Source organism: Microcoleus sp. K4-B3 (genome assembly GCF_036704615.1).
GTDB lineage: Bacteria > Cyanobacteriota > Cyanobacteriia > Cyanobacteriales > Microcoleaceae > Microcoleus.
In genome coordinates, this window is record NZ_JAUBSF010000074.1 from 14452 (window position 1) to 35426 (window position 20975).

General features: G+C 44.8%; 17 protein-coding genes and 1 pseudogene. 11 read left to right on the plus strand and 7 right to left on the minus strand.

What is annotated here, in order from left to right:
• Positions 1-87 precede the first annotated feature (87 nt).
• On the plus strand, positions 88-2415 hold the full coding sequence (locus QUA78_RS24460) for a S8 family serine peptidase (RefSeq protein WP_333302265.1): 2328 nt from the start codon (positions 88-90) through the stop codon (positions 2413-2415).
• A gap of 77 nt (positions 2416-2492) precedes the next feature.
• Complete coding sequence (locus QUA78_RS24465) at positions 2493-3272, plus strand: IS630 family transposase (protein ID WP_333302266.1); 780 nt, start codon at positions 2493-2495, stop codon at positions 3270-3272.
• 357 nt (positions 3273-3629) lie between these two features.
• On the opposite strand, the gene QUA78_RS24470 is transcribed toward QUA78_RS24465, so the two are convergent.
• Complete coding sequence (locus QUA78_RS24470; RefSeq protein ID WP_333302267.1) at positions 3630-4361, minus strand: WecB/TagA/CpsF family glycosyltransferase; 732 nt, start codon at positions 4359-4361, stop codon at positions 3630-3632.
• Positions 4362-4563: 202 nt separating this feature from the next.
• Positions 4564-4701, minus strand: a complete 138-nt coding sequence (locus QUA78_RS24475) for a hypothetical protein (RefSeq protein WP_333190668.1) — start codon at positions 4699-4701, stop codon at positions 4564-4566.
• A 111-nt stretch (positions 4702-4812) separates the two neighbouring features.
• On the opposite strand from QUA78_RS24475, the gene QUA78_RS24480 reads away from it, so the two are divergent.
• Together QUA78_RS24480 and QUA78_RS24485 are read left to right on the plus strand one after the other, a co-directional pair.
• The gene (locus QUA78_RS24480) at positions 4813-8022 is read left to right on the plus strand and encodes a glycoside hydrolase family 15 protein (protein WP_333302268.1); all 3210 of its coding nucleotides are present in this window, start codon (positions 4813-4815) and stop codon (positions 8020-8022) included.
• Positions 8023-8177: 155 nt separating this feature from the next.
• Entirely contained in the window at positions 8178-9068 is an 891-nt protein-coding gene (locus tag QUA78_RS24485) for a hypothetical protein (RefSeq protein WP_333302269.1), read from the plus strand.
• A gap of 80 nt (positions 9069-9148) precedes the next feature.
• Here the strand turns inward: QUA78_RS24485 and hisB are convergent, their stop codons facing one another.
• Together hisB and fabI are read right to left on the minus strand one after the other, a co-directional pair.
• Positions 9149-9787 carry an imidazoleglycerol-phosphate dehydratase HisB gene (gene hisB, locus QUA78_RS24490; protein WP_242725824.1) on the minus strand — a complete coding sequence of 213 codons (639 nt, stop codon included), beginning with the start codon at positions 9785-9787 and terminating at the stop codon, positions 9149-9151.
• A gap of 207 nt (positions 9788-9994) precedes the next feature.
• Positions 9995-10771 carry an enoyl-ACP reductase FabI gene (fabI, locus tag QUA78_RS24495; RefSeq protein WP_006634022.1) on the minus strand — a complete coding sequence of 259 codons (777 nt, stop codon included), beginning with the start codon at positions 10769-10771 and terminating at the stop codon, positions 9995-9997.
• Positions 10772-11111: 340 nt separating this feature from the next.
• Between fabI and ntcA the strand changes: the two genes are divergently transcribed.
• Together ntcA and QUA78_RS24505 are read left to right on the plus strand one after the other, a co-directional pair.
• Positions 11112-11777, plus strand: a complete 666-nt coding sequence (ntcA, locus tag QUA78_RS24500; protein WP_006634020.1) for a global nitrogen regulator NtcA — start codon at positions 11112-11114, stop codon at positions 11775-11777.
• Positions 11778-11854: 77 nt separating this feature from the next.
• Positions 11855-13564: a DUF3084 domain-containing protein gene (locus QUA78_RS24505; RefSeq protein ID WP_333302270.1), complete on the plus strand. Its 1710-nt coding sequence runs from the start codon at positions 11855-11857 to the stop codon at positions 13562-13564.
• A gap of 347 nt (positions 13565-13911) precedes the next feature.
• Here QUA78_RS24505 and QUA78_RS24510 read toward each other — a convergent pair whose 3' ends face one another.
• Positions 13912-15102, minus strand: a complete 1191-nt coding sequence (locus QUA78_RS24510) for a hypothetical protein (RefSeq protein ID WP_333302271.1) — start codon at positions 15100-15102, stop codon at positions 13912-13914.
• A 202-nt stretch (positions 15103-15304) separates the two neighbouring features.
• Between QUA78_RS24510 and QUA78_RS24515 the strand changes: the two genes are divergently transcribed.
• The gene (locus QUA78_RS24515; RefSeq protein WP_333190677.1) at positions 15305-15700 is read left to right on the plus strand and encodes a pre-16S rRNA-processing nuclease YqgF; all 396 of its coding nucleotides are present in this window, start codon (positions 15305-15307) and stop codon (positions 15698-15700) included.
• Between the two features lie 133 nt (positions 15701-15833).
• Here the strand turns inward: QUA78_RS24515 and QUA78_RS24520 are convergent, their stop codons facing one another.
• A complete protein-coding gene (locus QUA78_RS24520) occupies positions 15834-16304 on the minus strand; it encodes a hypothetical protein (RefSeq protein WP_333302273.1) in 471 nt (156 codons plus the stop codon).
• A gap of 600 nt (positions 16305-16904) precedes the next feature.
• Positions 16905-18485, minus strand: coding sequence for a photosystem II high light acclimation radical SAM protein (locus tag QUA78_RS24525; protein ID WP_333302277.1), 1581 nt, complete (start codon positions 18483-18485; stop codon positions 16905-16907).
• 376 nt (positions 18486-18861) lie between these two features.
• On the opposite strand from QUA78_RS24525, the gene QUA78_RS24530 reads away from it, so the two are divergent.
• From QUA78_RS24530 to QUA78_RS24545, 4 genes and pseudogenes are all read left to right on the plus strand, one after another.
• Complete coding sequence (locus QUA78_RS24530) at positions 18862-19251, plus strand: DUF1830 domain-containing protein (protein WP_333302274.1); 390 nt, start codon at positions 18862-18864, stop codon at positions 19249-19251.
• Positions 19252-19488: 237 nt separating this feature from the next.
• Positions 19489-20073: a hypothetical protein gene (locus tag QUA78_RS24535; protein ID WP_333302275.1), complete on the plus strand. Its 585-nt coding sequence runs from the start codon at positions 19489-19491 to the stop codon at positions 20071-20073.
• Between the two features lie 132 nt (positions 20074-20205).
• A pseudogene (locus QUA78_RS24540) lies at positions 20206-20418 on the plus strand (nitrate reductase); the annotation flags it as partial.
• A 128-nt stretch (positions 20419-20546) separates the two neighbouring features.
• Positions 20547-20903, plus strand: a complete 357-nt coding sequence (locus tag QUA78_RS24545; protein ID WP_333302276.1) for a hypothetical protein — start codon at positions 20547-20549, stop codon at positions 20901-20903.
• Positions 20904-20975 lie beyond the last annotated feature (72 nt).

Below are 20975 nucleotides of genomic sequence, written 5' to 3' on the forward strand. Positions count from 1 at the left end.
AGAAAATTCAGTTTTTGTGGAACAGGCAGGATGCCTGTTCTTGAGAATATAGTAAGACTGGATTAAAATTAAACAAAGGCATTTCTGATGACACAACCGATCGAACTTTCCGCGACTACCTTACAAATTTATCAAGGAATTGGAGTCCCCGATGAAAGTCTGGCAGTGATTTTGCAGCGCGGCGGCGATGAATTGCTGTTGTCAAAAGCGGACGATCGCTTTACAGTCCGCCCCTCATCAACAGCATCAGCCTCAAACGATTGGGCTGCAACAACTGGGGCAAAACTCAACCGTCGCGTCGGCCAAAGCAATCTGGAAGAATATCTAGTTGCGCCCGATCGCCTAGAAGCAGCAATGCAAACAGCCCGCGCCAGCGATGCCGTAGCTTTTGCCAGCCACGTCTATTGCCCCGCCAAAAATCCGAGTACATTCTTTTATCTGACAGACCAAATTACTATTCAATTTGGGGAACAAGTAGACGAACAATCGCGAAAAGCGATCGCCAATGCAGCAGCTTTAAAAATAGTCCGGCCAGTAGAAGGAATTCCCAACACCTTCGTCTGCGAAGTCACCAAACAAGCAACAGAAAACCCGGTTAAAATTGCCAACCGCCTGACAAGATATCCAGAAGTTCTGATCGCTGAACCCAATATTTTAGTAGAGACGCAGCAGCATTACACGCCCCGCGATTCGCTTTATCCCAAACAGTGGTATCTCAATAACAAAGGCGGCAACCAACTTGTCGGCGGTGCTCAAATTTATGCCGAACCAGCTTGGGACATGACTCGCGGAGTTCGATCGATCGTAATTGCGATCGCCGACGATTCAGTTGACATCACCCACCCAGATTTTCAAGGCCAAGGCAAAATCGTCTCACCCATCGATTTCAAAGACGGCGACACTTCCCCGATGCCAGTCGCAGACTCAGACAACCACGGCACAAGTTGTGCCGGCGTCGCCGTTGCTGAAGAAAACGGCAAAGGCATTGTCGGCGTCGCCCCCGGCTGCGCCCTGATGCCCATCCGTACCACGGGTTTTCTCGATGACGATTCTGTCGAAAAAATATTTAATTGGGCGATCGAAAAAGGGGCCGCCGTCATTTCTTGCAGTTGGGGGCCTTCAGCAGTTTACTATCCCCTTTCCCTGCGGCAGAGTGCAGTCATCACCAAAGCAGCAACCCAAGGGCGGGGCGGCAGAGGCTGCGTTATTCTGTTCGCTGCGGGCAATGCCAACCGCCCAGTCAACGGTACTGTTAACGAGAAAGGCTGGCCCAACAACGTCCTGGGCGGTCAAACTAGATGGCTGGCAGGATTTGCTGTTCACCCCGATGTAATTGCCGTCAGCGCTTCCACTTCCCTCAACAAAAAAGCAGCTTACAGCAATTGGGGCACCAGCATCTCGGTTTGCGCCCCCAGCAACAACGCGCCGCCGGGAACTTGGTTGCCCGAAACCGGATTTATCGGCACGCCGCCGGAGGTGACGCAGTATTTGCCCGGTTTGGGGGTGTTTACTGCCGATCGAGTCGGCGATCGGGGCTACGATTGGGGGGACTATACTAATACATTTGGCGGTACTTCCAGCGCCACTCCAGTAGTCGCTGGGGTTGCAGGGTTGATACTTTCGGCTAACCCCCGTTTGACGGCGCGGGAAGTGCGGGGAATTCTCGAACAAACTGCTGAGAAAATTGTCGATCCCGATCCCGATCCCCAGTTAGGCAATCGCATGGGAAATTACGATCTTAACAACGGTCGCAGCGATTGGTTTGGTTACGGGAAAGTGAATGCTTTTAAAGCTGTGCAAGCTGCGGTGAGAAAGGGCGGTGGCAATCCGAATATCGGGGGTGCGGTGTTCAGCGATATTTCTGGACATTGGGCACAGAAGTTTATTGAAGCTTTGGCTGCGGCGAATATAATTAGCGGTTTTCCTGACGGTTCTTTTAGGCCTGATGACAGTTTAAACCGCGCTCAATATGCGGCGCTGTTGGTGAGTGCGTTTAGTCCGATTCCGAGGGTGGCGGCTACCAATTTTATTGATGTTTCTGCTAGTTTTTGGGCGAGAAGTGCGATCGAACGGGCAAATCGGGGGGGCTTTTTGGCGGGGTTTCCGGGGTTGAAGTTCGGCCCGAATCAGAATTTGACTAAGGCTGAGGCGATCGTGTCTTTGGTTAACGGTTTGGAACTGAAGGGCGGCAATCCTGATTCTTTGAAAGTTTACATCGATCGCTCTCAAATTCCTAATTATGCTTTAAGTGCGATCGCCACAGCAACTGCTTTGAAGATTGTGGTTAATTATCCTTCCCGCGATTGGCTTTCGCCGCAGCGGGATATTACCCGCGCTGAGATTTCGGTTTTGATTTACCAGACTTTGGTGGCGATTAATCGGGCTAAGGCGATCGATTCTCCTTACATTGTCTAATGGCAATATAGCAATCCTAAATCATTATCAAGACTATGATACAATTATATGCAATACTTGATTGTGACAATAAAAAGATGAATAAATTACAACTACAACAAAAAGACCTGGAAAAAGAAAAAGCTTCGTTAGAATATTTCATTGAAAGTGATATCGATGCCAGAGAACTTAAACGAGCAATAGCTGTAAGGATGGCGATGGTCGGTAAGTCCTACAATGAAATTAGCGAAATATTAGGTGTAAGTGAATTTTTTGTGGGTTATTGGAAAAAACAATTTAAAACCAAAGGTGTCACAGGGATAAAACTAGGACATAAAGGGTCAAAAGGATATTTAACATCTCTACAGAAAACTGAAGTAATCGAATGGCTTAAAAATAAAGAATATTGGGATTTCGATGAGCTAGTTACTTATTTAGAGCGAGAGTTTGGTGTCATATATAAATCCAAACAGAGCTACTATGAACTTTTATCTATGGCTAAGATTACCTGGAAAAAAACTCAGAAAATCAATCCCAAATCGGATGAGGAACTGGTCAAAAAAAAGAGGGAAGAAATTAACAATATTTTATCCCAAAACAAGGCGGGTATAGAATCTGGGGAAATAATAGTATTGTTTTTAGATGAATGTCATCTACTTCATGGCGATATCAATGGCTACGCTTGGGGTCGCTCTGACATAAGAATTGAAGTCCCAATTACCAATCAAAAAAATAGACAAACTTATTTTGGTGCATTAAATTATCAAACCAAACAATTCCATGCTCAAGGTTATGAATCGGGCGATGAAAAATCAACAGTTGAATTCATAAAATACTTACAAAATAAATATGCATTGCGGAGAATTATCTTGATTTGAGATGGAGCTAGTTATCATAGATATGGAGAATTCAGAGATTATTTGTCATCAGTTAATCGTGACAAAGAACCTGAAGAATGGTCAATCAATTGTATTTTATTTGCTCCCAATGCTCCCGAACAAAATCCCGTTGAAGATATTTGGTTACAATCTAAAAATTTTTTACGAAAGTATTGGTATTTATGTAAGTCTTTTAAGATCATCAAATTTTTGGAGAGAGTTTTTCACCAAGGAACATAAATTTGATTTCCCCAAAATTCATCAGTACACCTATACATAGAAAATCATTTAGGATTGCTATAGGTTCGTCATGAGGGCTAAAGTCCTCACTACAAACCTATTTTATTGTGACTGCTTTTAAGCTCGAAAATCCCCCAAAGCTTTCAATGCAAATTGGGGCAAAGCTAACATCCTGCGCCACCGCCAAGGTTCTTGATAAAGCCGGTACAGCCATTCTAAATGATTGTCGCAAAACCAAGCCGGCGCGCGGGTTTTTGTTCCTGCCCAAATATCGAAACTGCCGCCAACTCCCACCCAAATCGAATCAGGACAAAGGTGTCGGTGTTCGGCAATCCAAAATTCTTGGCGCGGCACTCCCAAGCCTACAAAAATCAGTTTAGGCTGCATTTTTTTGAGGCTTTCACGGAAGTCTTTCTCTTCATCTGCGGAAAGATAACCGTGTTGAGAAGCAATTGACAATCCGTTAACCTTTTGCTGCCAAGTTTCTGCCGCCGCAGCCGCCACTCCGGGGGAACCTCCAAAGAAAAAGAGTGGTTCTGAATCAGGCAATTTTCCGGCTTCTTGCAGCAGCGATTCTGCTAATTCAATCCCTGGATAGCGCTGCGCCGGTTTGCCGCGCAGCCGCAAGTACAACACTACTCCCGAACCGTCGGGAATCACCAGTTCCGCTTTGCGGATTACATCTGCTAAAGCCTGATTTTGCTCGGCTTGCATGGCCATTTCAGCATTCAAAGTCACCACATGACTTCCCAACCCTTGATGCAGGCGCTCCATCAGCCAACCTGCATAATCATCTAATATGTGAACTGGTAGTCCCAGCACTGAAAATTGCGGCTGCGATCGATCCATATTGTTTTCTTTGAGATTCCTACACACCTAGTTATTTAAATTAGCTTAGATTGGCGATCGATGCTAGACTACTTTTGGACGCAAAAAACCCGGTTTGTGCCACAAAGATTCTGTTAAGTCATCATTCCGTGGCCCAGAAACCGGGTTTTTTGTACGCGGCGCGCAAGTCCATTAGAGTTAGGCTGCCAAGTGCGATCGAGCATTAGTGTTCAATTTTTTTGACAGAGCCGTCAGCGTACCATTCCATCGGTACTAGCTCAATTTTACCATTAATTTTCACTGTAGAGTAGACAATTTTTACGAAAGGAACGGTGTTGTTATTGTTGTTGCGGCTAGACATGGCAATCACCTTTTTGTGTTTGCAAAACTTGAGAAATAATCTGAACTCTGATATATTTAAAAGTCTATTCACCGCAATTCGGCTCGCATCAGGAAAAACAAGGAAAACGAAATGGCGATCGCAACAACTCAGCGACAAACGAGGTTAGATTATTACTACCAACAAATCAAAACCGTCATTCTCAAGCGTCAGAACCCAATTACGGGTTTGCTGCCGGCGAGTACCGCCGTTAACGCCCACGGCGACTACACCGATGCTTGGGTGCGCGACAACGTGTACAGCATTCTTGCAGTTTGGGGTTTGGGTTTAGCTTACCGCAAAATTGATGACGATCGCGGCAGAACATTTGAACTAGAACACGGCACAGTCAAACTGATGCGCGGCTTGCTGTTTGCGATGATGCAGCAATCGAGCAAAGTAGAATATTTTAAAAATACTCAATCGCCGCTAGATGCCCTGCACGCTAAATATAATACTCAAACTGGAAGTATTGTTGTTGGTGATGACAAGTGGGGACATTTACAGTTAGACGCTACATCTATATTCTTATTAATTCTTGCTCAAATGACGGCTTCCGGGCTGCACGTAATTTTTACAATTGATGAAGTCAATTTCGTGCAAAATTTAGTTTACTACATCGGTAGAGCCTACCGCACGCCAGATTACGGAATTTGGGAAAGAGGCCATAAAATCAATCGCGGCAATGCAGAATTGAACGCCAGTTCAGTTGGCATGGCAAAAGCAGCGCTGGAAGCAATAAATGGGTTGGATTTGTTCGGGATTAAAGGCTCTCAAGCATCTGTTATTCACGTTTTGCCAGACGAAATTGCCAGAAGTCGCATAACTTTGGAATCGCTTTTGCCTCGCGAATCTAGTTCAAAAGAAGTAGATGCTGCTTTATTGAGCGTGATTAGTTTTCCGGCTTTTGCTGTTGAAGACCGAGAATTAATAGAACGGACTCGGAATAAAATTATTGACAAGTTGCAAGGAAAATACGGCTGCAAGCGGTTTCTGCGGGACGGACACCAAACAGTTTTGGAAGATGCCGATCGCCTGCACTACGAACCCACAGAATTAAGGCAGTTCGAGCACATTGAATGCGAGTGGCCGCTATTTTTCACTTATTTATTTTTGGACGGCATATTTCAGGGAAATCAAGCCCAAGTGCAGGAGTACCAGCAGCGTTTGGAATCTCTAGCAGTCGATCGCTCTGGTTTGCCACTGCTACCAGAATTGTACTACCTGCCCGCCGAAAATATAGAAGCAGAAAAGTTAAATCCCAGCAGCCAGCAGCGCTTGCCCAATGAAAATATTCCCCTAGTTTGGGCGCAAAGTTTGTATTTTCTCGGTCAATTGCTGAACGAAGGATTAATCGCAGTTGGCGATATCGACCCGCTGGGAAGGCACCTGTCAGTGGGGCAACACAGAGAACCTTTAGTGCAAATTGCACTGTTAGCTGAAGACGAAGATTTACAAGCAGAATTAGCCGCTAACGGCATTGCCGCGCAAACCCCAAAACAGGTAGAACCAATTCAAGTCCGCCAGACTAAAGAATTATCAGCTATTTACACGCAAATTGGACGCAACGACCCATTAGGTTTAACCGGGCGCCCCGTGCGCCGTCTGCGGAGTTTAACAACTTCTCGGGTGTTTAAAATTCGCGAAGAGGCGATCGTTTTTCTCCCCTCATTTTTGGACAGACAAGAATTTTACCTAACTCTAGACTACCATTTTCTAGTATCTAAAATCAAAAGCGAAATAGCTCACATTCACCGCCACTGGTATCAGTTGGGACGCCCTACAGTAACGCTGATGCTGACTCACACGATGCTGGAAACCGGTCGGGAAGCGTTGTTAGAATTAATGAAGGAATTCCGGGATGGAGACTGTAACAACACGCCAGTTAAACTCGGAAATCTTAAGCAGTTAATGCTGACTGCTGGCACCGAAAGAATTGATTTCATGCACGATTTTGAATTTACCGAATCTCCAGTGACAGGTGCAGTAGAAACGCGCAGCTATCTAACTTACAATCCTGAAAAAACTTGGCCTTTGGGTCACACGCAAGAATTTAAATTAGAGTGCGAAACTAATACTCAATTCTTGCTAACTAGCCTGCAGGACTCAGAAAATTTGTACGAACAAATTGAGTTGCTGCACACGTTAGTTCGCCTCAAAGGATTAAATTTTGATACCGGATTTGGAGGTGCGGCAGAAATAGTACAAGTTGTGGATTTACTTAACGAAGTTTATACAAAAGCTGGAGAAAGTTCGCAATCGAAAATCCAATGGGCTGTCATTCGCCATGCCGCAGGTTTGCTGGACAAGGTTGATATCAGCTTGTCCGATGCGGTGACAGACATTTTGGTGCGGCAAAAACAGATTGCTGTGGGGAAAGCCTACAGCGAAGATTCGATAATTTCGCGGCCGGGTTCTTATACCGAAGTAATGGAAAAAATTCGCGGATTCTGCGGAGAAGACATTCGCGATCGAGTTCTCACCCAAGAAATTCTAATTTACCTCAGCGTCCTAATTAAAGCAGAACCGAACTTATTTAAAGGTCTGCTGACACTGAGAGTTAGCTACTTTATTCTGCTTTTAACAAGCGAATTAGCCCGCGAATTAGGAGTGACGCAGAATGAAGCTTACGAACATTTAATGCAGCTAAGCCCTTTTGAAATCAAAAATCGCCTGCGCCAAGTGTTGACAGAATACGAGGAAATGAATCAAATCCTCAAACAGCAAGAATCCCTGCGCGTCAAACAGCCGGAAAAAGATATTGAATGGGTAGTAGCGCCAGTTTCCGAAGAACCGCAAATGCCTGCGGGAGGATGGCGGCGGAAGCGGCAAATGGAAGGCGCAGTCAATCGCGTACCGAAAGATTTTTATCCGAGTGTTTGGGGACTGCTGCGGCACTGCAAAGGCTTGATTATTGGCGATAAATTAGAGCGGCGCAATCGGTTAGATAGCCATATTATATTATCGGAAATGACGCCTGGTGAAAAGAATTTCGCGCTACAAATCGAGCATTTGCTGAATAAAATTGTGGCACCAGAATACCGACAAGTCAATATTGAGGCGCTGATGGAGTTGGCGGCAATTGGCCAGCGCAATCCAGAATTGCAAGTAGAAGAATACATCGTTTTAGATGTATTAGTCGGTCACGCGGTGCGGCTGAATTGGCTGGGTAAACACTTGGAAAGAGCAGATAAATACGACGAAGATAAAGCGACGGCTTGGCAAGCTTTTTACAATACTTCCCCTTACGTTTGTGCGAGTCATGTACTGGATGCTTTCCGATTCTTAACCCATTTTGGATAGATTGAATGCGACTGGTTAGTAAAAGTCTTGATTAACTTGTTTGTAGTAAGGACTGAAGTCCTTTCTTTGCCAACTCATCACTAAGCACTAAAGTCCTTACTACAAACCTATTCCACTTTTCCAACAAGTCTAGTCAATTCAATATAGAAAAAATTATGATGAAGGTTGCTACAATAGCATATAACAACGTTGCGATTCAGTTGTCGGTCGAAGAAGTAGAATTTTTCCTGAAACTTGTTCAGGAAGTGCAACAGGTAATACCAAATAGTTTTACAACAAGAGTGGCTGTATCTCCCAGACAGGCTAGAGGTTTTTTTGAATCTATTCTTCAAGAGATTAAACAGTCCGGTGAAAGCTTGATGACAATTAGCTTTTTGTTTCAGGAAATGTGTCTATTGCAGAATTTACTTAATGAAGCTTGTCATGGGATAGTCATCAATGATTTTCAAATAAAATTAGGAAAGTCTCAAGAAGAAACAAAAGAACTTTTACACTGCGTGTGTAAGGTGACAAAAGAGATGGAAGGTCTTAAGGAAGCCAGAAGAGCTTCATATATGCCCTCTCCTTCAAATCTACCGAAATTAAAGGAGGCGAATAAATGTTGCCTTGAGGCTGACGGATACCTGATTACTTTTTATATAAGAAAACTTATGTCTTCTAAAAATGTTGTTAATCTATTTATCGTCTTAAACATTGGCACCACTGAGCTTGTTGCATTTTCCATTAGTTCTGTGCCCAAACCAATTGAGGTTGAAGATTTATGCGATCTTATCAAAACCTGTGAACAATACATTGAGCTTTCTGACCAAGAGTTGGCCGCTTTAGAAAGCCCTTTTCCAATTTTTAATAGTAGCATTTTTCAATTGCATACTTTAGAAACAGATATTACCTCAGACAGTGAAAAGTATGCTATTGTGAATTTTATGCTACCTTTAGCTAATTCTAGACATAGCATTGTGAAGCCTTTTATAGGTGTTAAAGGAGCCGTTACTTTCAGAAATATTTGTAGCTTTACCTCATCAATGCGAAAGATATTAACTGAGTAATGCTCAAAAATCCAAGAGTGATATCCGTATTTTGAGTGACAGGTTTGTAGTAGCGCCCAAACGCTACTACAAACCTCATACTACAAAACCCCTTTAGAACTCGGAATCCGACTGGCGCGCCGCGGATCGATTTCTACCGCCATCCGCAGAGCTCGCGCAAATGCTTTGAACGCCGCTTCCACAATGTGATGAGAATTTCCCCCCTGCAACTGTCGAATGTGCAGTGTCATCTGAGTGTGGTTCACCACCGCTGAAAAAAACTCTCTCACTAATTCGGTATCGTAAGTGCCGATCCGCTGGTTGGGAATTTCCAAGCTGTAACTTAAGTGAGGCCGTCCCGAAAAGTCTAGCACTACTTCAATTAAAGCTTCATCCAAAGGTGCGATGAAATGTCCGAAGCGAGAAATGCCCGATCGATCCCCGACAGCTTTTGCTAGCGCTTGGCCTAAGGTAATTCCCACATCCTCGTTCGTGTGGTGGTCGTCAATCTCCAAATCCCCGATCGCCTGCACGTCCAAATCGATCAATCCGTGAGAAGCAATCTGGTGCAACATATGGTCTAAAAACGGAATCCCCGTAGATGCCTTGCAAGTTCCCACACCGTCGAGATTGAGGCTAGCAGTGACATCCGTTTCCAGTGTCGTGCGTTTCACCAAGGCGGCCCTAGCTGGTTGAACTGAACTTGCAGGAGGCACAGAAGGGCGATCGATTATCTCCATAATTCGCAATTGGTCATTCATTAGTTATTGATAATTAGTAATTGAAGATTAGAGCTCGATCGGCGCTGATTCTCAAGTGTTTAGTTAAGAGAATTATGCCAAACTCAAAACTATCGAAAGGGGCGGTTGTTGAATAAAACTTACTTGTTAAAGTAAAAGTTTATTGTCTAAACCCGCCCCTACATCACTCAAAACTCTCGACTACCGTTACATTCCCATGATTTCGTAACCGGCATCGACATACAAAACTTGACCCGTAATCCCGCTAGCGAGATTGCTGCACAGAAAAGCCGCAGCATTTCCCACTTCCTGCTGAGTCACCGTCCGCCGCAGCGGCGCCACTTCCTCAACGTGGTGGATCATGTCCAGAATACCCCCAACTGCTGACGAAGCAAGAGTCCGAATTGGGCCTGAAGAAATCGCATTTACCCGAATATTTAACGGGCCCAGTTCAGCAGCTAGATAGCGAACATTCATTTCCAAAGCCGCCTTAGCAATTCCCATCACATTATAATTAGGAACTACCCGGACGCCACCCAAATAAGTCAGCGTCACAATACTGCCGCCCTCGGCCATCAGGGGTTTAGCAGCAGCACAAAGCCGCACCAGCGAGTAAGCGCTAATATCTAAAGCATTGGAGAAACCTTGGCGCGAGGTGTTGGTGAAATCTCCCGAAAGTTCGTCCTTGCCGGCAAAAGCCAGACAGTGGATCAGGACATCTAACTTGCCCCACTTGTCGGCGATCGTTTGAAAAGTAGACTCAATTTCGCTCTCGTCTTGGACATTGCAGGGCAAATACAGACTGGGATTGAGCGGTTCCACCAGTTCAGCGACTTTGCGCTCGTGCTTGCCTTTCTCGTCCTTCAAATAAGTTATGCCGAGATTGGCCCCAGCTTTGTGGAGCTGCTGAGCAATGCCCCAGGCGATCGAGCGATTGTTGGCAATGCCCGTAACAAGAGCATTTTTTCCGGTCAAATCTATCATCTGTATTTCTTCTAGAAGCAACTTGCACCGTTCTCATTGGCTCTCTGCGACAACCCCGCCAGTTTAGACACAACTGATTCAGATTTAACTGATTCAGACACAATTGAGACACAAGTGAGACACAATTGAGACACAATTGATATTAATTTTGCTGTGGAGCTACATGGAGGCGGAATTGAAAAAGTTAAGAGAAGGGCTAGATTTAATCATACAGCGTGTGTTTACCTTAACATTAGATGGAAGTAACAGAATCCCTATATATTGGAGGTTGGGAAGTATATTTACTCAATAAGCTTAATCGGCAAGTTATAAAGTATTGATTAGTACAAAGGATCTAGTCGTGACGCATGATAGACCGCTAGCAGCCGTGTTCCGCCAAATCAGCGGCGGGGCGTTTCCACCCATTGTGGAAACCTTTGAACGGGGCAAGACAATTTTTTTCCCTGGAGACCCGGCTGAGCGCGTCTACGTTCTCATTAGAGGTGCTGTGAAGCTCTCCAGGGTTTACGAAGCAGGGGAAGAAATTACAGTCGCCCTCCTGCGCGAAAATAGCGTATTTGGGGTGCTGTCTCTGATTACGGGACACCGATCGGACAGGTTTTACCACGCGGTAGCCTTTACGCCGGTAGAGTTGATCTCGCTGCCGATCGAACAAGTAGAGAAAGCGCTCAAGGAAGACCCGGAACTGTCGATGGTGATGCTGCGGGGACTGTCGTCTCGGATTTTGCAAACCGAGATGATGATCGAAACGCTGGCCCACCGAGATATGGGTTCGAGACTCGTCAGCTTTTTGCTGATTCTGTGCCGGGATTTTGGCGTGCCCGGTACAGAGGGGATTACGATAGATTTGAAGCTGTCCCACCAGGCGATCGCCGAAGCGATCGGCTCGACACGGGTAACTGTGACTCGTTTACTCGGGGATCTCAGGCAAGAAACAATGATCTCGATCCACAAGAAAAAGATCACAGTCCACAACCCGGTTGCCCTAAGCCAGCAATTCACTTGATGCCGAGAAAGTATCGGATTTTGGATTTTGGATTTTAGATTCAATCCAAAATCCAAAATCCAAAATCTAAAATCGGAATGACTGCTGGATACATCCTGGTATTTGTAATTTTAGTGTTGGGGGGTGTGATCGCCACTGTCAGCGATCGCCTTGGGACGAAAGTCGGCAAGGCAAGGTTGAGCTTGTTCAAACTTCGCCCCCGCGATACTGCTGTTGTTGTGACAGTGATGGCCGGCAGCATCCTGTCGGCACTGACTCTGGGCATTTTGTTTGCGACTAGCAAACCGCTGCGAACAGGAGTTTTTAGAATAGACGAGATTCAAAAAAGGCTCAACAACGCCCGCAAAGAACTCAACCAAACCACTCAAGAAAAAAATCGAGTTGAAACTGAATTAACTCAAGCCAGAGCCGCTCAAGCGCAAGCTAGAGCCAATTTAGAGCAAATTAATCAATCCCTCCAAGCCGCTAATGCCGAGCAAGCTCGGACGCAAACAAAATTAAACTCGCTGCGGGATCAGCTCAACAGCGTGCAAGCAGCCAAGTCTAAAACTGAACAGCAGTTAAGTCAGGTAGAAGCGGCTAAATCTCAGACAGAAGAACAGCTCAGCAGTGTGCAAGAGGCTAAATCCCGCACCGAAGAACAATTGAAACTGGTTGAAACGGCCCGATCGACTACAAAAGCTCAGCTCGATCGCACTGAGAACCAATTGAAAACTGTTTCTGCTCAAAAAACGACTTTAGGATCGGAAATCGCCCAACTGCAAGAGGAACGCCAACAGTTAATCGAGCAGCGAGAGCAGGTAAAAACTCAAATAGCCCAGCGCGACAAGGAAATTGCCCAGCGAGACGCAGAAATTGCCAAGCGAGACACAGAAATTGCCAAGCGAGACACAGAAATTGTCGATCGCAACGAACTAATTGCCCAGCGGGACAAGGAAATTGCCCAGCGGGTGCAAAATCTGGCCGAGCGCGATCGAACTATTGTCGAGCGCGACAAAGTAATTGCCGAGAGGGAAGCACTCTTAGAAACCTTGGCACAGCAACAAGCTCAACTCGAAAAGCAACAAACTTTATTGCAGCAGCAAGTGCAAGTTTTGGAACGCGACTTTCAGGCAATCCGCGAGGGTACAGTTGCCATCAGGCGCGGTCAAATTTTAGCTGCTGGCGTGGTTCGCATTATCGAACCCGGTATGGCAAGTGGCGCGATCGATCGACTTTTGCAAGAAGCAAATAAAACCACCGTCGGACTCATGCAACCGGAAAATAGGAAGGTTAGAGACCAGGTTATTCAAATTACTAAAGCAGAAATCGATCAACTAATTAGTCAGATTAAAGACGGTCAAGATTACGTGGTGCGAATTGTCGCCGGCGCTAATTACCTGCGGGAAGAAAAGGTAATTAAGGTATTTGCAGAAGCAGAAATCAATCGAGTTGTGTTCCGCGCTGGAGATGTGATTGCAGGGGTTGCTGTCGATCCGGTGACTTTGACCGACGAACAGGTGCGGCAGCAGTTGCTGCAATTGATAGAAGCTTGTCAATTTCGCGCTCGCCTGATCGGCGTTGTCGGCGGTAGAGTCCAAGTGGCCGACAATCGGGTTGAAACTTTAGCGGATTTTATCGAGCGATTGCAGCAGTACGAGAAACCGGTGGATGTTCAGGCGATCGCCGCAGATGTCACTTACATCGCCGGCCCGCTTAAAATAGATTTAGTTGCTCTTGAAAACGGAGCCGTTGTTTTCCGCACCGGACAACAAACACCGGGCGGCGGAGATGTGAAAGTTAAATAATAAGTGCGATCGACATATCGAATTTTAGCCAAGATTTTGGGCGATCTAATTACAGTTTTGCTTGACTTTTTCGCGCCCTTGACATATCATTAAATCATGGGAATCCGTGCCGCCATATATATAGCAATCGTAGGGTGCGTCGCCACCAAAAATCTGGAAGCACCACCAACAATCTCACAGCACCGCACCGCACCGCTAAGAAGGCAAAGAAAGAAACTAAGAATCGAACCCTGAGATATTGACATCACAGAACAAAATTTTGCTCAATTCATAGCATTTGTAATAATTATTGTAACAGTATATTTTTGAGTTTGTCGATCGTACAACTTGTCGCTTGATCGGAAAGATCATAAGTCGTCCCATGATTCTTGGCTTACTTTTTCATGCAATGTTTTGCGCATATCCCTCTTTCTTTGATATCTTTCCCAGCGAGCTTTCATGGCATCCTTTCTATTTTCCTCCATATACTGCTTGTGCTGATTGTAAAGCGTCGGCAAATTTTCAACTTCTTGATCGGAAAGACCATAAGTAGTTTTCCAATAGTTCTTCGCTTCTTCATGCAATGTTTTATGACCCTTCACAATCTGTGTTTGATATCTTTCCAAGCAAGCTTCTATGGCATCATTAAATTCTCCGTCCCTGTCACGATACCATATTGGCGAAAACACACCAAACCTGCGCTCGCTCTTATCTTCACAAAAACGCCCATATATTGACTCAATGTGTCGATGAAAACCGGGGTTGTCTCGCTGGATTGCGTTAATGTACCGATCAACATACTTAATCCAGTCATACAAAATAGCATGACCGAGACTATAAGCGACTACTACGTCACTGCCACCTGGCTCAAAAGAACGCCAGTTTATCCTACTTTCCCTTGGGCATGGTCGAACAATTGCCATCAATTCAGGGGGTAAGCCATGCAGTTCGTTATCAAAAATTGCCTCAGCCACTCCTCTCTCGGTACGAAAACGCTCTCTAGCTGATGGAATTTGAAGATTCTTTTCATCATACAGATGTACTTGTGCTGGAGCTTTGGATAATTGAGTTGGATTGTTACTTCGCAGTGCCTGTTCATGTCGAGATTGTCTCTGTATTTTTTCTTGCTCTTTTACTTCATTTCGCTTACGGATTTGTTCATCATAAAGTTTCTTCAACTCATCTTTGCGAACTTCTCCAACCACAGCAATTGTGATGGAATCTAGCCATTCAGGAAGAGCATTAATAGGATTGCACCATAGTTGTTCAATATGAGAAAATAAACTATCTCGTTGCTGCTGAGGAATATCTTTTGGATCTAGCCAGACTTTACCGACTTTTTCGCGATCGCTATTATCAACTTCGTACCAAAAGTTAATATTTGCAAAGGAGCCAGCATCTAATTCTTTTGCCAAATTTGGGTAATCACACTTGATTTTTTTGATGTGAAACCAAACATTTTTTTTATGTCGTTGATTAGCATTCCTAAATGTGCGGCTTACAAAGCCGAAACCTCTTTCTGTATTGTATTCCTGAACATGACCAAATTCGACTTCCATTATTACAACTCCCAGTTAAATATGGATGCCCATGATGATATAATATGTCAATCCCACAAAAAAATCAAGCCAAATAAGTACGATCGCCCGCAAAGATCTTGCGACAGTCAAGAATGCAAGTATCAAATTAGATATAGGTTGGCGATTGAGTTGGCTGGCGCTCGATCGCAACTACAAACTTATTAAAACAGGACTCATAAATATGATTTTAGGTTTCGATCCAGGTAAAGACAAGTGCGGTATCGCCGTCATGAGTACAGATAACAATGTTTCCTACCATGAAGTTGTACCCTCCGAGAGTGCAATTTCGACTATTCAATCTCTGTGCGAACAGTTTTCAATTGAGTTGTTGGTGCTCGGAGATCAAACGACTTCTAAGAGTTGGAAACAAAAATTGACGCAGAGTTTGTCGCCTGCGCTCAAAATTGTTCGGGTGGACGAGAGGTACAGCAGTTTGGAAGCCAAGGAACGCTACTGGCAAATGTACCCTCCGACGGGACTCGACCGCTTGATTCCAAAGGGAATGCGGACGCCGCCGAGACCGGTGGACGATATTGTGGCGATCGTCCTGATTGAGAGGTATTTGAATAAAAGTTAGTCAATTTTATAACCGTTACCACTGATTCTTTTTGATTATTAAGGAATCAATATATTTTTGCTGGTGTTGAATTTTTCACTGAAATAAAATACACCCTAAATTTAGAGGATCGATCGTTGAATCACAATTAGTGCTACTTGATAACACCTTCGGTCAAAATTACCTTACCATTCTGCCGGACTTGCAGCCGTTGGGGGTTAATCGAATAGATAATATTGCCGTTAGTCGCTTCATAAGTTCCGTCGTCACCTGTAGTTACTTGCATGACATTGATTTGGCTGCCATTTATTTTGCTGAAGCCTCGGTAAAAAATATCGCCTTCCTGGGTTTTGCAAATGTATATAGAAAAGTTGGGCGTTGCGAAAGATTGCACCATTTCGTCCCTCGGACATCCCTCAACTTGAGCAATTTGCAGCGGTCGATCATTGCCCAAAGTCTTCGGTGCGATCGCCCGAACTTTCCCAATCGGTTCATTTAATGCAGTTGCTTGTGCTGAAGCGGTCAAAAAGCCGTGAAGCGAAGCTATCCCGAAGGGAATCGCACTAATGCCAGCCATAACTAGACCTACTCCTTTAATGCCCTTAACTCTATCTTTATAAAACATCTTGTCACTCCTGGTTTTAACTATATAATTACATCTTAAGCGATCTTTGCTGGATATTAATAATATTTAATATCAGAGGTGAAAGATGCAGGAACACGGTACACCGTCGGTTTAAGTAAGGTGCGAACTGTGCACCTTACACCAGTGAAAATACACAAGTATGTCAATGCGATCGAAGGAAAGCAATCTCTTGCATTGAGGACTTTTTTAAGATTTTATGACTTGTTCGCGCCGATCTGAGAAACCGGGTTTCTTGATATATTTCTCGTTACTAAACCTTTGATTTTCCTAGAAACCCGGTTTCTCGCCTCCCATGCGATCGCGAACTGACCGAAAGCATCTAGGATACAAGCCCCCGGATTCATCCGTCCAGAAATAAAAAACCTGTATCTGATAAACAAGCCCCCGAATTTATCCGTGGGGTCAATGCTTCAATTCTTTAATCTAAAATCTAAAATCTAAAATCGATTGACTCAGTTACACGCTAATGTTGATTTGCGCTTAGCTATTTAGTGAATAAAAAAAAGGGAAACAGAAGATACATTTTTTCTCCATTTCCCATTTTTTAAATAACCGTCGTCCTGACTGCGAACTTGGTAATTAATTAACTGCTGCCAACTGTTTGTCTTTGATTTCCACAGGCGCGGTTAATGCCTCTTCCAAATCCGCACAGCCGAGTTTTTCCTCCAAAATTGCCATCACTTCGCGGCCGAAATCATTGGAATTACGCTGCCAAGCTTCTAAACAAATTTGTCCGAAAAAGGAACCCAAAGGCTCGGGATTCCACAGCAATTTGCGCGCTGTCCAAGGCATCAAACTCATGGGATCGTACCCAGGTTGCAGAATATCCTTTTTAAAGGCGTATTCTTCCAAAATTGTGTGCGGCTGCAAGCCGATAAAGAAAATAGCTGGTTCTACTTTATCGGCTCCGAAAATTCGCTCTAATTCTCGGTGATAAGCAATAGTTTGCCGGATGGTTTCAAAGGTTTCGTCAATGACGTTAAATGAGTAATTTACGGAAACCAGATCGTTGTAACCTGCTGCTTTTAAATCGCGACAATTTTCCAAAACTACTCGCAAGTTGTAGCCCATCCGCATTTTGCGAACCAGTTCCTGGGAACCGCTGGTGATGCCGATTTCAAAGTAATTCATCCCCGTTTTTACCATCAAATCGCACAACTCTGGTGTGAGATTATCCGCACGGATGTAAGCAGCCCAGTGGATGTCGTCCATGCCGGCGGCGATGATTTTTTGCAATAATTCAACTGCATCGTCGATGAATTTGCGTGCTGGGATAAATTGAGCGTCGGTAAACCAGAAATTGCGGATACCTCGATCGTACAATTGCCGAATCTCCGCCACCACCTCATCCGCCGGATTGATCCGCACTTGCTTGCCTTCAATCACCGTATAAATGCAGTAACAGCAATTATGAGGACAGCCGCGCTTGGTTTGGACTCCGACGTAGAAGTCCATATCCTGTAGATAATAGGAAAATTCCGGCCAAATCGTTTCGATGTAGTTATAGTCGCAGGCAGTTTTCTCAATGTTGGCTGGCTTTTCGTGAATTAGCTTCGCGCGCGGCACGGTTTCTCCCACCACATAACACCTTTCCTCGGCCAAATCTTCGCCCTTAATCAACTTCTCCAGCAAAGCTTCGCCTTCCCCCACCGAAACCACAGTTCCCGCCGGCAAGCTGCGTCCCAACTGCTCGTAAAACACGCTCACAGCACCGCCACCGACCACTGCACGAGCTTCAGGGCGGTATTTCCGGGCCCGCTTCAATCCCCGCCTAACCAGTCCCAAATTGCGCCAGAGTTCGGTATAGTAAGACACGGCCAAACGCAGTCCTCCGAGTGCTCCCCGGAACTTGATCAGCAGATTTTGGGCGTAGTAAAACTCGAAGGCATTTTGCAGCGGATTGCCGCCCCTGCCGCCCACGGGCGCGTAAATTTGAATGTCCCGCCACGAGAAAACTAGCAGCGTCGGCTTAAACTCGTCTATGCTGGCATCCAAAGCTTTAGCGAAATCCAGGGGGGGCACCGCACCTAAATCGAAAATGCGCTGTTCGACATCGGGAAACAGCTTGTGTACGTGATCCGAAAGATACACAACTCCGATCGGAAAAATCGGATTGCAAGGGAGGCGAACGTACAGGACTCGGTTTTCTCGGCTTTCCATAATTGCCATATCCTAAACTGGAACTTTTTCTACTATGTTAATATTCTTTTAATATAACTTTACAATATCTCTAATTTTCGCAATTTAACATTAAATATTTTTAAATTTTTATAACTGGCTCAAGGCCCAGCGTGTTGGTGTCGATCGGCGACAGCAGCAGAAAAAAGCTAATTTTTAAGCAAATACAGCGTATATTGACCGAATATCCAACCTGGGGGTCAAAAAAACAATATTTATACAAGTAAATTATAAATTAAAGTTCGATCGGTCTCTCATGTATTAGGGAGTTGGTAGTCGGCTTTACAGTTGGCTGGGATCGCCTAGTGTTAGCCTGAGAATATAACTAAAACTTTTAGGCAAGGCTCCCTCAGCAGTTATGGCTCAAATTCTTGACCCCTTACCCTCAGACACCGACAGCAAGATTCTGTGCTGCTACGTCAACGCCACCAGTCAAATTCAGATTGCTCGTATCGCCAACATTCCTAACTGGTACTTTGAACGAGTAGTGTTTCCCGGACAGCGCTTAGTTTTTGAAGCGATACGGGCCGCAGCATTGGAAATTCACACCGGGATGATGGCCAGTGCAATTTTGTCGGATAAAATTCCTTGCGATCGCTTGCAGATTAACGAAGGCCCCTATTCAAACGTCAATCCTAGCAGATCCCGAGAGGCAGTTCAGGGCGATCGAACAGCAATGGCCGGCCGCCCCAAATCCCGAGAAATCTCAGAACCTTTGACTGTACCGGCACTAACTGCCGTTGATTAATCGGAGTTGTGAGTTTTGAGTTATAAATTGTCAGTGAATTGATAACTCCGCGCTCAAAATTCCAACTTCAGCAAAGTGCTAAAAACTCAACACTTAAGAATCAAAGTTTCTGAAATGAATTTTAGATCGAAACTCGCGACTGCAAATATTATCCGGTTTTTCGTATTTCCCTGAGTTTTGTTGGCGGGTCTGACAACTGTGCAAAAATATCATTAAACAGCTTCTCGAATTTCAGCCATGTCAGTACAACCGATCGCCTCTTCCCCATCTTCTGCCCCAGTATTTGAGCCGGCGATATTCCGGCTTTCTCCCCTGATTAGAATCACGCTGTTGAGCTTGTACACGGCCCTGACAATTCCGTTGCCGTTTTTGTCGGAAGTAACGCAAGCACCCGTTCCCCCCGCCGCACTCTGGGCGGCAATTGTTGTCGGGGCTGTGGGCCTGTACGGCGTGCTCAGTGAAAGGGTAATTTTGAGCGAGGAAGGGATTGAAGTCACATATCCCAAGTGGTTTCCGCGTTTTTTTCGCAAGGGTTGGTCGCTACCTTGGACTGAGGTAAAAGCTCTCAAACCTCGATCGACCGGTCAAGGAGGTTTAGTCTACTATTTTTTGAGTCATTCGGGTGAAGGTTATTTGTTGCCAATGCGAGTGGCTGGATTTGGTAAATTAGTCGGTTTGGTGGAAGCAAAAACAGGTATTGATACTAGAGATGTTCGCCCTTTGTCGCAGCCTTGGATGTATCTTATTTTACTTTTATGTACGCTGCTGTTGCTGTTGGTGGATGCGTGGACGATCGTAACTGCTATTAGCCTGACAAGTTAGGAAATTCAAGAAAACTTCCTCCAAAATTTTATTAAAAAGCCCAACCCATGAACCATATCATGTCCGGTCAATCAACCTTAATTAACGATTGAGAAGGGAGTGGGAGAGTGGGGAGGGGGAAAATTAATTATGGGTAGCTGTGGCATCGACGTTGAGGACGTGGAAACAGCGGCGCGATGCTGAGGAGAATCCCAGCGAGTGCTTTATTTGTGGTCGATGGGGATGAATCAGTCCTCTGAAGGTACGGCCAAGGTGCGATCGCTAATCGATTTACATTTAGTTACAGGTCGGGTTAAAAAACCCGGTGCTGGGCCATTTTCTCTCACTGGACAGCCAAACGCAATCCCAATTTCCCTAGAACCAGAATTGAAAGCGACTGCTGTACAGTTAAATCTCGCATTCTTTTCATCAAGAATGATATCATGTCAGAGCGATCGCAAAAAGGCGAAATGCTAATATAAACACAGGTAATTATGAATATTTCAGTGCGCGGTAAAGAGCCTTGGTTTGCCGTAAATTTATCAATTTTTTTTCCGGGAATTGGACAGATATATTCCGGAAATGTAAGACGAGGAATTGTCTTGATAATTTCTTACATTTTATTAATTGGCATTGGAGGGTGGTTAATCTTTAGCCCTACGGGTGATACAGGAATAGGCTTGGTTCTCTTGTTTGCTACTATAGCGGTTAATATTTGGAATCTGTTTGATGCTCATCAATGTGCAAGAAAGGCAAATAATCGCAGCTTTGAAGAATTGAGGAAAACCAGTAAAGACCCTTGGCTGGCTGTACTCCTTTCCAGGTTATTACCAGGAATTGGTCACATATAGCAATCCTAAATGAGTATCAAGACTATGATACAATTATATGCAATACTCGATCGTGAATAAAAAGATGAATAA

Bases quoted from the DNA above. Each gene is read 5' to 3' on its own strand.
- QUA78_RS24480 (WP_333302268.1), top strand. From the start codon at position 4,813: ATGGCGATCGCAACAACTCAGCGACAAACGAGGTTAGATTATTACTAC.
- QUA78_RS24515 (WP_333190677.1), top strand. From the start codon at position 15,305: ATGATTTTAGGTTTCGATCCAGGTAAAGACAAGTGCGGTATCGCCGTC.
- hisB (WP_242725824.1), bottom strand. From the start codon at position 9,787: ATGGAGATAATCGATCGCCCTTCTGTGCCTCCTGCAAGTTCAGTTCAA.
- fabI (WP_006634022.1), bottom strand. From the start codon at position 10,771: ATGATAGATTTGACCGGAAAAAATGCTCTTGTTACGGGCATTGCCAAC.
- QUA78_RS24470 (WP_333302267.1), bottom strand. From the start codon at position 4,361: ATGGATCGATCGCAGCCGCAATTTTCAGTGCTGGGACTACCAGTTCAC.
- QUA78_RS24520 (WP_333302273.1), bottom strand. From the start codon at position 16,304: ATGTTTTATAAAGATAGAGTTAAGGGCATTAAAGGAGTAGGTCTAGTT.
- QUA78_RS24465 (WP_333302266.1), top strand. From the start codon at position 2,493: ATGAATAAATTACAACTACAACAAAAAGACCTGGAAAAAGAAAAAGCT.
- QUA78_RS24535 (WP_333302275.1), top strand. From the start codon at position 19,489: ATGTCAGTACAACCGATCGCCTCTTCCCCATCTTCTGCCCCAGTATTT.
- QUA78_RS24475 (WP_333190668.1), bottom strand. From the start codon at position 4,701: ATGTCTAGCCGCAACAACAATAACAACACCGTTCCTTTCGTAAAAATT.
- QUA78_RS24545 (WP_333302276.1), top strand. From the start codon at position 20,547: ATGAATATTTCAGTGCGCGGTAAAGAGCCTTGGTTTGCCGTAAATTTA.
- QUA78_RS24510 (WP_333302271.1), bottom strand. From the start codon at position 15,102: ATGGAAGTCGAATTTGGTCATGTTCAGGAATACAATACAGAAAGAGGT.
- QUA78_RS24460 (WP_333302265.1), top strand. From the start codon at position 88: ATGACACAACCGATCGAACTTTCCGCGACTACCTTACAAATTTATCAA.
- QUA78_RS24505 (WP_333302270.1), top strand. From the start codon at position 11,855: ATGACTGCTGGATACATCCTGGTATTTGTAATTTTAGTGTTGGGGGGT.
- QUA78_RS24525 (WP_333302277.1), bottom strand. From the start codon at position 18,485: ATGGAAAGCCGAGAAAACCGAGTCCTGTACGTTCGCCTCCCTTGCAAT.
- QUA78_RS24530 (WP_333302274.1), top strand. From the start codon at position 18,862: ATGGCTCAAATTCTTGACCCCTTACCCTCAGACACCGACAGCAAGATT.
- QUA78_RS24485 (WP_333302269.1), top strand. From the start codon at position 8,178: ATGATGAAGGTTGCTACAATAGCATATAACAACGTTGCGATTCAGTTG.